The organism is Flexivirga sp. (assembly GCF_051955415.1).
GTDB lineage: Bacteria > Actinomycetota > Actinomycetes > Actinomycetales > Dermatophilaceae > Flexivirga.
The window spans coordinates 15158-27965 of the sequence record NZ_JBQCGS010000103.1; the positions used below are offsets into that span (position 1 = coordinate 15158).

11 protein-coding genes and 1 pseudogene are annotated in these 12808 nt (G+C 69.2%); 6 read left to right on the plus strand and 6 right to left on the minus strand.

Features of this window, described 5'->3' with window-relative positions; translation table 11 throughout:
* Positions 1–4 precede the first annotated feature (4 nt).
* Positions 5–544: a YbhB/YbcL family Raf kinase inhibitor-like protein gene (locus tag ACTHL4_RS16825; protein ID WP_440283919.1), complete on the plus strand. Its 540-nt coding sequence runs from the start codon at positions 5–7 to the stop codon at positions 542–544.
* A 9-nt stretch (positions 545–553) separates the two neighbouring features.
* Here the strand turns inward: ACTHL4_RS16825 and ACTHL4_RS16830 are convergent, their stop codons facing one another.
* The 4 genes from ACTHL4_RS16830 to ACTHL4_RS16845 are packed head-to-tail and all read right to left on the minus strand — an operon-like array spanning position 554 to position 3802.
* Positions 554–1225 (minus strand): hypothetical protein, encoded by a 672-nt coding sequence (locus ACTHL4_RS16830; protein WP_440283920.1) that lies wholly within the window; start codon positions 1223–1225, stop codon positions 554–556.
* Between the two features lie 44 nt (positions 1226–1269).
* Positions 1270–2115 (minus strand): TrmH family RNA methyltransferase, encoded by an 846-nt coding sequence (locus ACTHL4_RS16835; RefSeq protein ID WP_440283921.1) that lies wholly within the window; start codon positions 2113–2115, stop codon positions 1270–1272.
* A 55-nt stretch (positions 2116–2170) separates the two neighbouring features.
* A complete protein-coding gene (locus ACTHL4_RS16840) occupies positions 2171–2962 on the minus strand; it encodes a sulfite exporter TauE/SafE family protein (protein ID WP_440283922.1) in 792 nt (263 codons plus the stop codon).
* 27 nt (positions 2963–2989) lie between these two features.
* Positions 2990–3802, minus strand: coding sequence for an ABC transporter ATP-binding protein (locus ACTHL4_RS16845; protein ID WP_440283923.1), 813 nt, complete (start codon positions 3800–3802; stop codon positions 2990–2992).
* A gap of 84 nt (positions 3803–3886) precedes the next feature.
* Between ACTHL4_RS16845 and ACTHL4_RS16850 the strand changes: the two genes are divergently transcribed.
* Entirely contained in the window at positions 3887–4654 is a 768-nt protein-coding gene (locus tag ACTHL4_RS16850; RefSeq protein ID WP_440283924.1) for a hypothetical protein, read from the plus strand.
* Here the strand turns inward: ACTHL4_RS16850 and glgA are convergent.
* Positions 4636–5829, minus strand: a complete 1194-nt coding sequence (gene glgA / locus ACTHL4_RS16855) for a glycogen synthase (RefSeq protein WP_440283925.1) — start codon at positions 5827–5829, stop codon at positions 4636–4638. The two genes, ACTHL4_RS16850 and glgA, sit on opposite strands and share 19 nt — an antisense overlap.
* Before the next feature lie 42 nt (positions 5830–5871).
* Between glgA and glgC the strand changes: the two genes are divergently transcribed.
* Genes glgC through cphA form a run of 4 tightly spaced genes read left to right on the plus strand, consistent with a single transcriptional unit; the run spans position 5872 to position 12124 of the window.
* Positions 5872–7122: a glucose-1-phosphate adenylyltransferase gene (glgC, locus tag ACTHL4_RS16860; protein ID WP_440283926.1), complete on the plus strand. Its 1251-nt coding sequence runs from the start codon at positions 5872–5874 to the stop codon at positions 7120–7122.
* Positions 7123–7151: 29 nt separating this feature from the next.
* Entirely contained in the window at positions 7152–8348 is a 1197-nt protein-coding gene (gene serB, locus ACTHL4_RS16865; protein ID WP_440283927.1) for a phosphoserine phosphatase SerB, read from the plus strand.
* Entirely contained in the window at positions 8341–9237 is an 897-nt protein-coding gene (locus ACTHL4_RS16870; protein WP_440283928.1) for a cyanophycinase, read from the plus strand. Before serB ends, ACTHL4_RS16870 begins: the two co-directional genes overlap by 8 nt.
* 55 nt (positions 9238–9292) lie before the next feature.
* Positions 9293–12124 carry a cyanophycin synthetase gene (gene cphA / locus ACTHL4_RS16875; protein ID WP_440283929.1) on the plus strand — a complete coding sequence of 944 codons (2832 nt, stop codon included), beginning with the start codon at positions 9293–9295 and terminating at the stop codon, positions 12122–12124.
* Positions 12125–12321: 197 nt separating this feature from the next.
* Here the strand turns inward: cphA and ACTHL4_RS16880 are convergent.
* Positions 12322–12808: pseudogene (locus tag ACTHL4_RS16880) on the minus strand (hypothetical protein); the annotation flags it as partial.

The window sequence follows — 12808 nt, forward strand, 5'->3', positions numbered from 1 at the left end:
GGGCATGGATCTGGAACGCCCGCAAGCCCCTGACCCCTACACGCTGCTGCCGCGGACCGCGGCGCTGACGGTGACGAGTGAGACGTTCGCCGACGGAGACCCTCTGCCCGACCAACAGGTCTACAACGACTGGGGATTCAGCGGTGGCAACACCTCGCCGCAACTGTCCTGGTCCGGCGCGCCGGAGGGCACCACGGGATACGTCGTCACCTGTTTCGACCCGGATGCGCCCACGCCGTCCGGCTTCTGGCACTGGTTGTTGGTCGGCATACCCGCCGATGTCACCTCACTCGACCTGGGCGCCGGAGACGGGCGCAACCTGCCGTCGGGTGCCTTCCACGTGCGCAACGACTTCGGCGACCAGGCGTATGACGGCGCCGCGCCACCGGTCGGCGACCGCCCGCACCGCTACATGTTCGCGGTGCACGCGGTCGGGGACGACCTCGGCCTGGACGACTCGGCCAGCCCGGCCGTGGCGATGTTCACCACCGCCGGCAGCCTGCTCGCACGCGGTGTCATCACCGCGACCTATCAAGCGACATAGCTTCGCCGGTCAGCGTTCCGGGCGGTCCTCGGGTGTGTCGCCGATGTCCTTGAAGCGGTCCCAGCCGCCCTCCGAGGAGTGCCGCCCGACGCCCGGCGCACCGGCGTCGTTGTCAGTGCCGCCGTCCTCCGCCGCGGGACGCTCGTCGTCGTCACCATGGTCTTCGGCGTCCTCGGCTGCTGCATGCGCGCCGCCGGTGCGTGGGCGGTCAGCGCGCACGTCGCGCTCGCGGGCCGCCTCCTCGACCGGCCTGCCGGTGTCCGGGTCGATGCGGCTCTCCCCGTCGCGGTCACCGGAGCCGGTGCCCTCGATGCGATTGCCGTGCCGGTCGGTGGGCGTGTCCGGGTCGAGCCGATCAGCCTTGCGCAACGTCTCGGCGTGGTCGCGTTCGACGGCCTCGGCCGTCTTCTGCTCGTGTTCGGCCTCCGCCTGCAGCTGATGCGCCTCGCGCGCCTTGGCTTCCGCTTCGGCGCGGGCCCGCTGCGCCTCTTCGGCAGCCGTCTGGGCGCGGTGGCGCGACTCGGCGACCGTCTCCTCGTTGCCCTTCGCCCTGCCGCGCAGCTCCTGCGCCTCTTCCCGCCGGGCGGCGGTGCGTCGCTTGCCCTGCCACATCGCGATGAGCACCAGAATGACGATCACCACGATGATGGCGATGATGATCCACCAGGTCTTGCTGTCCATGACACGCCTTTCGACGGACTACCGATGCCGTTGACACCTCGAAACTACTGCCCGGTGCGCCCTCGTGGGGATGCCTGGACCACAGGGCGTGTCGCCCACAGGACGACTGCGGAGGCTGCCGCCACGTTGAGCGAGTCGACACCGCCGGCCATCGGGATCCGCACGACCAGGTCGCCGGCTTCTACGGTTCGGGCGCCCAGCCCGTCGCCCTCCGTGCCCAGCACCATCGCCAGCCGCTGTGGCGGATCTGCGGCGAGTTGGTCCAGCGACACGGCGTCGTCGTGCAACGCCAGTGAGGCGACCGTGAAGCCCTGGGAACGCAGGTCGTCGATCGCAGCCGGCCACGGTGCGATCCGGGTCCACGGCACCTGGAAGACGGTGCCCATCGACACGCGCACGCTGCGCCGGTAGAGCGGGTCGGCGCACCGCGGCGTGACCAGCACGGCATCGACTCCGAGGGCGGCCGCGGACCGGAAGATGGCGCCCACGTTGGTGTGGTCGACGATGTCCTCCAGCACCAGGGCACGTCGGGCCCCGCGCAGCAGGTCGGCGTATGCCGGCAGGACCGGCCGGTGCATCGACGCGAGGGCACCCCGGTGCAGGTGGAACCCGGTCATCGCCTCGACGACGTCGTCGGCACCGACATACACCGGCACGCCCTCTCGGTCCGCCTGCTCGACCAGGTCGGCCAGATCGGTCAGCCAGCGGCGGCCCATCAGGAAGGACCGTGGCCGGTGCCCGGCACCGAGGGCGCGCCGGATGACCTTCTCGCTCTCGGCGAGGTAGAGCCCGTTCTCCGGCTCCAGTCGGCGCCGCAGCGCCACGTCGGTCAGCCGGAAATAGTCGCGCACGCGTTCGTCGGCGGGGTCGGTGATCTCGATGACAGGCACGGCAGATGAGCCTAGGACGCGCGCTCCGGCGCGATGACGGTGGCGCGGAGCGACCTCAGATCAGCGTGACGATCGCGATGACGCCGACCACGACGATGAAGGCACGCAGCAGCCATGGCGGCAGCTTGCGACCGACCTTGGCACCGATGACGCCGCCGATGACCGAGCCGATCGCGATGAGCAGTGCCACCGACCAGCGCACGTTGTGGAACGACACGACGATGAAGGTCAGTGCGGCCACCGCGTTGACGACCGTGCTGAGGATGTTCTTGATGCCGTTGAGCCGCTGCAGGGAGTCGGGCAGCACGGCGCTCAGCAGACCCATCAGCAGCACACCCTGGGCGGCGCCGAAGTAGCCGCCGTACACGCCGCAGACGAACACCCCACCGGTCAGGGCGAACTGACGCGCCCTCGAAACCGGCGCAGACATCGGCGCGGTCACCGGTGCCATCTCGTCGGGCCGGCGCGCGGCCGCCCGGCGCTGCAACCAGGGGCCGACGATCACCAGCACGATACCGATCAGGATGAGCGTCGGCACGATCGCCTTGAAGGCCGCGGGCGGCAACCAGATCAGCAGGAGTGCCCCGACCGCCGCGCCCAGGAAGGACATCGGCGTCAGTTGCCGCAGCCGTGGCCCGGCGCCGGCCACTTCACGGCGGTACCCCCACGACCCCGAGACGCCGCCGGCGACCAAGCCGACCGAGTTGGAGATGTTGGCCGGCACCGCGGGGTAGCCGAACGCCAGCAGCGTCGGGAATGTCACCAGCGTGCCGGACCCGACGACCGTGTTGATCGTGCCGGCGGCGACGCCGGCAAGGGTGATCAGCAGGATCTGGGTCAGCGACATGGTGCGGACAACCTACGGGAGACGGGCTCAGCCTGCGGCGTGCCGTCCACGGGGTGGTTGCACCGCACGGGCAGCCCACCGGTCACCGACCCGCTCGAGGGTCAGGTCGAGTCCGAAGGTGGCACTGAGGTTCTCGGCGGTCAGCGTCGCCTCGATCGGCCCGGCGGCGACCACCTGGCCGTCCCGCAGCAACAGCACGTCGGTGAAGCCGACCGGGATCTCCTCGACGTGATGGGTGACCAGCACCAGGGCGGGAGCCTCGATGTCGAGAGCGATCTCCCCCAGCCTGCTGACCAGGTCCTCCCTGCCGCCGAGGTCGAGGCCGGCGGCCGGTTCGTCCAGCAGCATCAACTCCGGGTCGGTCATCAAGGCCCGCGCGATCTGCACCCGCTTGCGTTCGCCCTCGCTCAGCGTCCCGTAGCGCCGCTCCACCAAATGCCCGGCACCGAGCGCGTCGAGCAGTTCCCGGGCCCGAGCGTGATCCAGGTCGTCATACACCTCGCGCCAGCGGCCGACCATGCCGTATGCCGCCGTCACCACCACGTCACCGACACGCTCGCCGCCCGGGATGCGCTCGGCGATCGTGGCGGACGCCAAGCCGATCCGCGGACGCAACTCGAACACATCCACCGCACCGAGCACCTCCGACAGCACACCGGCGACCCCGGAGGACGGGTGCATCCGGCCTGCGGCGACCTGCAACAGCGTCGTCTTCCCGGCACCGTTGGGCCCGAGGACGACCCAGCGTTCGCCTTCCTCGACCTCCCAACTGACAGCGTCCAGCAGGCGCTTGTCACCGCGGATCACGCTCACGTCGGCCAGTGCCAGCACGTCGCTCATGTCACGCACCTTACGGTGTGGCCACTGCCCATCGGGCACCGGTCAGCGGATGATCCGCGGCTCGCGTTCTACGCTGGTGCCGCCATGTCAGATCTGCCAGCCGCCGTGCGTCTCAGCCTGTGGGTGACCGCCGCCTGGGCCGGCCACCTCGATCTGGAGGAGGCCGTCCGGCGCGCGCTGCCGGATGCCGACCACGTCACCGGCGACCTCCAGCACCTTGCGACGTGGCAGGATTTCGGGGAACGCGTCCTGGCCTGTGCACTCCCCCGCGCCGGTGACATCTCCGGGATGCCGCGAGGCAACCCGGAACTCACCGCCGCGGCAACCGAATCCGGTGAATGCGTCTACGTGCCCGCGCTCGGCGGTGCGCTCGTGCCGTCCGTGGAGATCTTCGGGCCGGAGGGCGACGAGGGCATGGCGGTCCGGCTCACGGCATACGACTGCGCGCCGACGCCGGCACACCGGCTGGAGGAACTGCACGAGTCGCAGATCGAACGCGAACTGCGCGGCAGGCTCGCCGAGGCGACGTCGGATCTGGAGTCGCTGGACATCCGGCCGTTCGCCGGGTCCTCGTTGCGTGCGCAGGCCGACGAGGTCGCCACGCTGCGCCGGTGGGGATTGCCGTCCGGGTTGCCGGGGCGGGCCATCCGAATCCTGCAGACGGCCGGGATCGTCGGCGCGGCAATCGATTTCGCGCTCGGTCACTCGCACGCCATCGACCTCAGCGCCGACGTGGGGCGACAACGGGCACTGCTGGACCTGCAAGCCGCGACCGATCGCGCCATGGCACAGGCCACCACCGCCGCCGCGCTGCACCTGGCTGGCATGCGCCCTCAGACCAGCGAGTCGTAGACCTCCCGGGTGCGCCGCGCGATGGTCTCCCAGCCGAATTCGCGGACCGCGCGCTCCCGGCCGGCCGCACCGCGCCGGCGCGCCTCGGCGGGGTCACTCACCGCGGCGGTCAGCGTGCGCGCCAGGTCCGCGACGAAGACGTCCGGATCCGTCGGTGTCCCGGTGCCGTCGTCGAGCTGATCGATCGGCACCAGCCAGCCGGTCTCGCCGTCGGCGACCACCTCCGGGATGCCGCCGGTCGCCGTGCCCACGACCGCGCAGCCACACGCCATCGCCTCCAGGTTGACGATCCCGAGCGGTTCGTAGACCGACGGACACACGAAAACCGTTGCGGCAGAGAGTAGTGCGACCACCTCAGCGCGTGGCAGCATGTCCGCGATCCACACGACTCCGTCACGTGACTGCCGCAACCGCGCGACCGACTCCTCCACCTCCCGCAGGATCTGCGGCGTATCCGGTGCCCCCGCACACAGCACGAGCTGGACCTCGGACGGCAGCTCGGCAGCTGCACGCAGCAGATAGGGCAAGCCCTTCTGCCGGGTGATCCGGCCGACGAACATCACACTCGGCCGTCGCGGGTCCACGCCGTGCCGCTGCACCGTCGCGGTCGCCTGCGCACTGGTGTCACGGTGCCAGCGGGTGGAGTCGATGCCGTTGTGCACGACGTGCACCTTGTCCGGGTCCAGACCCGGATAAGCGGCCAGCACGTCCGCGCGCATCCCGTGGCTGACCGCGATCACCGCGGCCGCCGCGTCATACGCCGTGCGCTCCAGGTATGACGACAGGCGGTACCCGCCGCCGAGCTGCTCCGCCTTCCACGGCCGCATCGGCTCCAGACTGTGCGCGGTGACCACGTGCGGGACGCCGTGCAGCAGCGAGGCGACGTGCCCGGCGAAATTGGCGTACCAGGTGTGTGAATGGACCACGTCGGCGCCGGCACAGTCGTCCGCGATGCGCAGGTCGACACCCATCGTCTGCAGGGCGGCGTTCGCGTCGGCGAGCTCGGGCAGGTTCGGGTAACCGGTGGTGTCCGTCTCGGCCAGCGGGCTGCCGAACGCACGCACCTGCACCGTGTCACCCAGCGCGCGCAACGCCCGCACCAGCTCGGCGACGTGCACCCCGGCACCGCCGTAGATGTTCGGCGGATATTCCTTGGTCAGCAGATCCACTCTCACAACACCTGACGCTAGCGGCTGCGGGCACCGTAGGTTAGGTCCATGGTGCGACGAGGTGGACCATCCGTGCTGGCGATCGTCCTGGCCGGCGGCGAGGGCAAGCGACTCATGCCGCTCACCGCGGACCGGGCCAAACCGGCCGTGCCGTTCGGCGGCATCTACCGGCTGATCGACTTCGCCCTGTCCAATCTGGCCAACAGCGGCTTCCTGAAGATGGTCGTGCTGACCCAGTACAAGTCACACAGTCTCGACCGGCACATCGCCAAGGCTTGGCGCATGTCGACGATGCTCGGCAACTACGTGGCTCCGGTGCCGGCCCAGCAGCGTCGGGGCAAGCAGTGGTTCTCGGGGTCGGCGGACGCGATCTACCAGAGTCTCAACCTGATTCACGACGAGAAGCCGGACATCGTCGTCGTGGTGGGTGCCGACCACGTCTATCGGATGGACTTCGAGCAGATGGTCGATCGGCACATCGAATCGAAGGCGCGGGCGAGCGTGGCCGCCATCCGGCAACCGATCGAGCTCGCCGACCAGTTCGGGGTGATCGAGCTCGCCGGTGGCCCGGGCCAGAAGATCGCTGCATTCCGGGAGAAGCCCTCGGACCCGGTGGGACTCGCCGATGCCCCGCACGAGGTCCTGGCATCGATGGGCAACTACGTCTTCGACACCGATGCGCTGGTGGAAGCCGTCACCGCGGACGCTGCGGATGCCGGCAGCAAGCACGACATGGGCGGCAACATCATTCCGGCGTTCGTCGACCGGGGCGAGGCGCACGCCTACGACTTCCGGGACAACGAGATCCCGGGCTCCACCGAACGCGATACGGGCTACTGGCGAGACGTCGGAACCATCGACTCGTTCTACGACTCGCACATGGACCTGGTCTCGATCCACCCGATCTTCAACCTCTACAACTACGCGTGGCCGATCCTGACCAGCGACACCGGTTATCCGCCGGCCAAATTCGTGCACGGCGGATCCGACCGCAGCGGTATGGCGACCGGATCGATGATCTCCTCCGGATGCATCGTGAGCGGTTCAGTGATCGGCAACTCGGTCCTGTCCACCAACGTGCGGGTGCACTCCTTCGCCCAGGTCGACGACGCGATCCTGATGGACAACGTCGACGTCGGCCGGCATTGCCGGATCCGCCGGGCGATCATCGACAAGGACGTGCACGTGCCCGACGGGGCCAGCATCGGGCTGGACCACGAGGAGGACCGCGCCCGCGGGTTCACGGTGACCGAGTCCGGCATCACCGTCGTCGGTAAGGGCACCGTCATACAGCCGTGAACGCCCCTGTGCCATCATCGATTCCACCCATGAACACACTCCTGGTCACCCTCACCGGCCACGACCGCCCAGCCGTTTCGGCGCGTCTGCTGTGCGCCGCGGCCGACGCGGGCGCCGTCGTGCTGGACCTCGAGCAGGCGGTGGTGCGTGGACGTCTGCTGCTGACTGCGCTGCTGCAACCGGCCGGGGACAGCGACGCACTGACCGCGGCGATCGGCCTGGTGGCGCAGGAGTTCGGGCTGACCGCGACGATCGAGCCGGGTCTCGGCGACAATCCCGCTCGTCGCACCGGACGTGTCTCGGTCACGGTGCTCGGTGCGCCGTTGCAGGCGTCGGGCCTGGCCGCCGTCACCGCGGCGATCGGCGACCAGGGAGCCAACATCGACCGCATCCGCCGGCTCTCCCGCGATCCGGTCACCACCCTGGAACTCGACCTGTCGGGTGCCGATGTGCCGAGTCTGCGACGGACGCTGGCACTGTTGGCCGCCGAGCACGGTGTCGACATCGCGGTCTCCCCCGGCGGGCTGGCCCGGCGCGGTCGCCGGTTGCTGGTGATGGACGTCGACAGCACCCTCATCCAAGACGAGGTCATCGAACTACTGGCCGCGCACGCCGGTCGGGAGCCCGAAGTGGCAGCGGTGACCGAGCGTGCGATGCGCGGCGAGCTGGACTTCGTGCAGAGTCTGCACGAGCGGGTGCGCTGCCTCGCCGGCCTGGACGTGTCGGTCTTCGAGGACGTACGACGAGCGGTCCGGTTGACTCCCGGCGCCCGCACGCTGGTGCGCACGGTCCGCCGGCTGGGATTCTCGGTTGCCGTCGTCTCCGGCGGATTCCTCGAGATCGTGCAGCCGCTGGCCACCGAACTCGGCATCGACCGCGCGCACGCGAACACGCTGGAAGTCGTCGACGGCAAGCTCACCGGCCGAGTGGCTGGCGCCGTGGTGGACCGTGCGGAGAAGGCCCGCGCCCTGCATCGGTTCGCCGAGGCCGAGGGCCTGCCGCTCTCCCGCACCGTCGCCGTCGGCGACGGCGCCAACGACCTCGACATGCTGGCGAGTGCGGGGCTCGGCATCGCCTTCAACGCCAAGCCGGTGGTGCGCGAGCAGGCCGACACCAACCTCACCGTGCCGTATCTCGACACGGTGCTGTTCATGCTGGGCATCTCGCGCGACGACGTCGAGGAGGCCGACCGAGTGGGCCCTTCCCTAGAATCGCCCCATGTCTGATCCTGCGCCTGATCCGGCCACCCGATCCCTGCTGATCATCGGCGGCGCCGAGGACAAGGTCGGCCGTGTCACCATCCTGCGCAGGTTCGTCCGACTGGCCGGCGGCCGCAAGTCGCGCATCGTCATCATCCCGACCGCATCGTCGGTCCCGGACGAGGTCGTGGACGTCTACTCGACGGTGTTCTCCCGGCTGGGCGCGCCACAGATCGACGCGGTGGACCCGTCGGACCGGGCGCACAGCAGCGACGCCGGCCTGCAGCAACTGGTCGACGAGGCCACCGGAGTGTTCCTGTCCGGTGGCAACCAGCTCAAACTGAGTCAGCTGATCGTCGGCACCCCGCTCGGCGCGGCGATCCTGCGCGCTTACGAGCGCGGCGCCGTCATCGCCGGCACGTCCGCCGGGGCCTCGATCATGAGTCAGTTCATGATCTCCATGGGCGACGAGGGGGTCACCCCCCGTCAGCGGTCCAGTCAGCTGACCGCCGGGCTGGGTCTGCTTCCCGGCGTGATCGTCGACCAGCACTTCGACCAGCGCGCCCGCTACGGCCGGTTGCTCTCCCTGGTCGCGTCCTCGCCCAACCTGCTGGGGATGGGCATCGATGAGGACACCGCTGCCGAGATCACCGACGGCACCGAGTTGTCCGTCGTGGGGTCGGGTGCGGTCTTCGTCGTCGACGCCCGATCGGCCGTCAACGACGCGCATCAAGCCGAGCGGGACGCTCCGCTGCTGGTCACCGGTGCGATCGTCCACACGCTGCCCTACGGCGCGATCTTCGACCTCGAAACTGCAACACTGACGGAGTTTTCCGAGAAGTATGCCGATCTGTCGGTCTCCACCAGCCGGGACCGGCACGACACCGCGACGGCGGCTGCCGCCCTGCGCCGATAGCAACTCGCCGGCGTTCCGGAGGTACTCGACGATCACCCCGACAGGAGCAGCAACCATGGAGCAGTTCCCGACCAGCGGACAACTGACGGTCCTTCGCACGCGCGTCTATCGCGGCCCGAACATCTGGGCCTACGAGCAAGCGGTCCATCTGCTGGTCGACCTGGGTGAGCTCGAAGACTTCCCCACCGACAAGCTCCCCGGCTTCAGCGACCGTCTCCTGGAGTGGTTACCCGGGCTGGAGGACCACACCTGCTCGCGTGGCCATCGCGGAGGATTCGTCGAGCGGCTGCGCGAGGGCACCTGGCTCGGCCACGTCGCCGAGCATGTCGCCCTGCAACTGCAGCAGGAAGCCGGGCACGACATGCGCCGTGGCAAGACACGGGGTGCGAACGGCCGACCGGGCGTCTACAACGTTATCTTCGGTTACTTCGACGAGCGGGTCGGCACCGCAGCCGGTGAACTCGCGATCCGCATCGTCAACGAGATCATTGTGCCGACACCCGATTTCGACTTCCACCGAGAGCTCGACCGCTTTCTGCGGGCAGCGGCCCGGATGGCGTTCGGGCCGTCCACCTCGGCGATCATCGAGGAGGCCGTCAGCCGCGACATACCGTGGCACCGGCTCAACCAGTACTCGCTCGTGCAACTGGGCCAGGGTGTGCACGCACAGCGGATTCGGGCGACCATGACGTCGCGCACGTCGGCCCTGGCAGTCGACATCGCCGGCGACAAGAACCTCACGGCGACGCTGCTGGGTTCGGCCGGTCTGCCGGTGCCGAAGGCGGTCACCGTCCGCACCGCGGAAGGAGCCGCCGAGGCGGCCGACCAGATCGGCTTCCCCGTCGTGATCAAGCCGCTGGACGGCAACCACGGCCGCGGGGTGATCCTCGGTCTGGAATCGGCGCAGGCGGTGCGTGACGCATTCCCGCTGGCAGCGGCGCAGAGCCGGCGCGGCGTGGTGCAGGTGGAGTCGTTCATCACCGGCAAGGACTACCGATGCCTGATCATCGGTGGCCGGATGGCCGCGATCGCCGAACGCGTGCCGGCACATGTGGTCGGCGACGGTGAGCACACCATCGAGGAACTCGTCGACTTCACCAACGCCGATCCGCGGCGCGGCGTCGGACACGAGAAGGTGCTCACCAGGATCGTCGTCGACGACGCCGCGGTCGAGCTGGTGCGCGAGCAGGGCTATGCGATGAGCGACGTCCCGCCGCAGGACGAGATGGTCAAGCTGGCGCTCACCGGCAACATGTCCACCGGTGGCATCTCGATCGATCGCACCTTCGACGCGCACCCGGACAACGTCGAGATCGCCGAAGAGGCAGCGCAACTCATCGGATTGGACGTCGCCGGCATCGACTTCATCTGTCCGGACATCACGGCCCCGGTGCGCGAGACGGGCGGCGCGATCTGCGAGGTCAACGCGGCGCCGGGGTTCCGCATGCACACGCACCCGACGGTCGGCGAGCCACAGTTCATCGCCAAGCCGGTCGTCGATCTGCTCTTCCCGCCCGGTGCCCCGTCGCGGGTGCCCGTCGTCGCAGTGACCGGCACCAACGGCAAGACCACCACGTCGCGCATGCTCGCGCACATCATGAAGGGCCTCGGCCGCAAGGTCGGTATGACGTCGACCGACGGCATCGTGATCGACGAACGACTGGTCATCAAGGCGGACGCCTCGGGCCCGCGATCGGCCCGGATGGTGCTGCAGAACCCGCGAGTCGACTTCGCCGTGCTGGAGGTCGCTCGCGGCGGCATTCTGCGCGAGGGCCTGGGTTACGACCGCAACGACATCGCCATCGTGACCAACGTGCAACCGGACCACCTGGGTATGCACGGCATCGACACGCTGGAACAGCTGGCTCGGGTGAAGTCCGTTGTCGTCGAAGCGGTTCCGCGGGACGGGTATGCCGTGCTGAACGCCGACGACCCGCTGGTGCGTGCCATGCGCCGCCGATGCTCGGGGACGATCGTGTGGTTCTCCATGGAGCCGCCGGGCAGCCGGGTACGCGATTTCATCGACGAGAAGTGCCGGCGCGGTGCCCGTGCCGTGGTGCTGGAACCGTCGGACCGGGGCGAGATGATCGTCCTGAAGCAGGGGCGTCGCTCCATGCCGCTTGCCTGGACCCACCTGTTGCCTGCCACCTTCGGCGGGACCGCCCGGATGAACGTCGCCAACGCACTGGCCGCGGCAGGGGCCGCCTTCGCCGCGGGTGCGCCGCTGCACGACATACGGCAAGGCCTGCGCACCTTCACCACGACGTACTACTTGTCCCCTGGCCGGTTGAACCGGGTCGAGGTCAACCACGCCGAGGTGTTCGTCGACTACTGCCACAACCCGCCCGGCATGCAGCGGCTCGGCGAATTCGTGCAGGGCTACGTGGATCAGCGACAGGGAGCTGCCGATCACCGGATCTCCCGCATCGGGATGGTCGGTGCCGCAGGCGATCGCCGCGACGAGGACATCCGCGAGCTGGGTCGGGTCGCCGCCCGCTACTTCGACGTGCTGGTCGTGCGCGAGGACGACAACCTGCGCCGCCGCCCCGTTGGAGAAGCCGCTGCACTCGTCGAGGAAGGTGTGCGCGAGGCGATGACCGAGGGAGCGCGCTGCCGTCAGGTGCTCACTGTGCTCGACGAACTCGAGGCGACCCGGCACGCGGTGCACCTGGCCAATCCCGGTGACCTGGTGATGTTGTGCGCCGACCAGCACTCCACGGTGCTGGCCGAGCTGGAAAGGTTCACCCACCAAGCGAATCCGGGTGCGCGCACCGATGACGACCAACCCGGAGACCCGGATCTCGATCCGCAGCAACTGGCCAGCGAGGCCACCGAGGCGTCGGCGGTCGAGGACGCCGAATGGCGTGAGGCGATCGGCGAAGAGTGAGGCCGACGTGGTTGATCACTGGCGGCCGGGTGATGACGAGTTCTGTGCCGATCAACGCGACGTCGAGGTGACCTGGCCACTGCTCGACGCCGGCCGGCGCGACTGGGTTGCGCGACATGCTGCAGCGCACGCTGCCCGGTCATCCATGGCTGGCGGCGACGTAGCTCAGCACGGCGTCACATCCGGTCACCGACGCGTCAGAATGGTGGGGGTGGCTCGGGGAATTCGATGCGGACCTCGCCGCGGTGGCGGAAGAGGTGCACCCGTCCGGGCGGCTTGGGGCGTGTCTGCGGATCCGTCTGCGGATCCGTCTGCGGATCCGGCGGCGGGCTGGTGTCATGGATCAGCCGTACATCGGCCAGGTCGGTGAACACGTTGGGGACGACGTCATGTTCGCGGCACAACGCCAACCGGATCCCGACCTGTTGCTCGGCCCCGCTCACCACCGGTGCCGCCTGGTCACCGGGACGATGATGGTCGAAAGGCGTCGTCCGCAGACGTCGGGTCAGCGTCCGCCAACTGATCGACCCGTCACCGTGCTGCCGACTTCGCCAGAACCGGCCCGTCTTCGCATTGTGGTGCCCGCGATGCATCACGTGCACATTGTCCGGATGCGTCGCACCCTCACCGGGTTCACCCGCTGCGGGGTCGTAGTCGGTGTCGTGATCCAGATCGCACTCCGCG

What these genes read in the sequence shown, in the direction of transcription:
- ACTHL4_RS16825 (WP_440283919.1), top strand. Translation starts at nt 5, where the DNA reads ATGGATCTGGAACGCCCGCAAGCCCCTGACCCCTACACGCTGCTGCCG.
- ACTHL4_RS16830 (WP_440283920.1), bottom strand. Translation starts at nt 1,225, where the DNA reads ATGGACAGCAAGACCTGGTGGATCATCATCGCCATCATCGTGGTGATC.
- ACTHL4_RS16840 (WP_440283922.1), bottom strand. Translation starts at nt 2,962, where the DNA reads ATGTCGCTGACCCAGATCCTGCTGATCACCCTTGCCGGCGTCGCCGCC.
- ACTHL4_RS16845 (WP_440283923.1), bottom strand. Translation starts at nt 3,802, where the DNA reads ATGAGCGACGTGCTGGCACTGGCCGACGTGAGCGTGATCCGCGGTGAC.
- ACTHL4_RS16850 (WP_440283924.1), top strand. Translation starts at nt 3,887, where the DNA reads ATGTCAGATCTGCCAGCCGCCGTGCGTCTCAGCCTGTGGGTGACCGCC.
- glgC (WP_440283926.1), top strand. Translation starts at nt 5,872, where the DNA reads ATGGTGCGACGAGGTGGACCATCCGTGCTGGCGATCGTCCTGGCCGGC.
- serB (WP_440283927.1), top strand. Translation starts at nt 7,152, where the DNA reads ATGAACACACTCCTGGTCACCCTCACCGGCCACGACCGCCCAGCCGTT.
- ACTHL4_RS16870 (WP_440283928.1), top strand. Translation starts at nt 8,341, where the DNA reads ATGTCTGATCCTGCGCCTGATCCGGCCACCCGATCCCTGCTGATCATC.
- cphA (WP_440283929.1), top strand. Translation starts at nt 9,293, where the DNA reads ATGGAGCAGTTCCCGACCAGCGGACAACTGACGGTCCTTCGCACGCGC.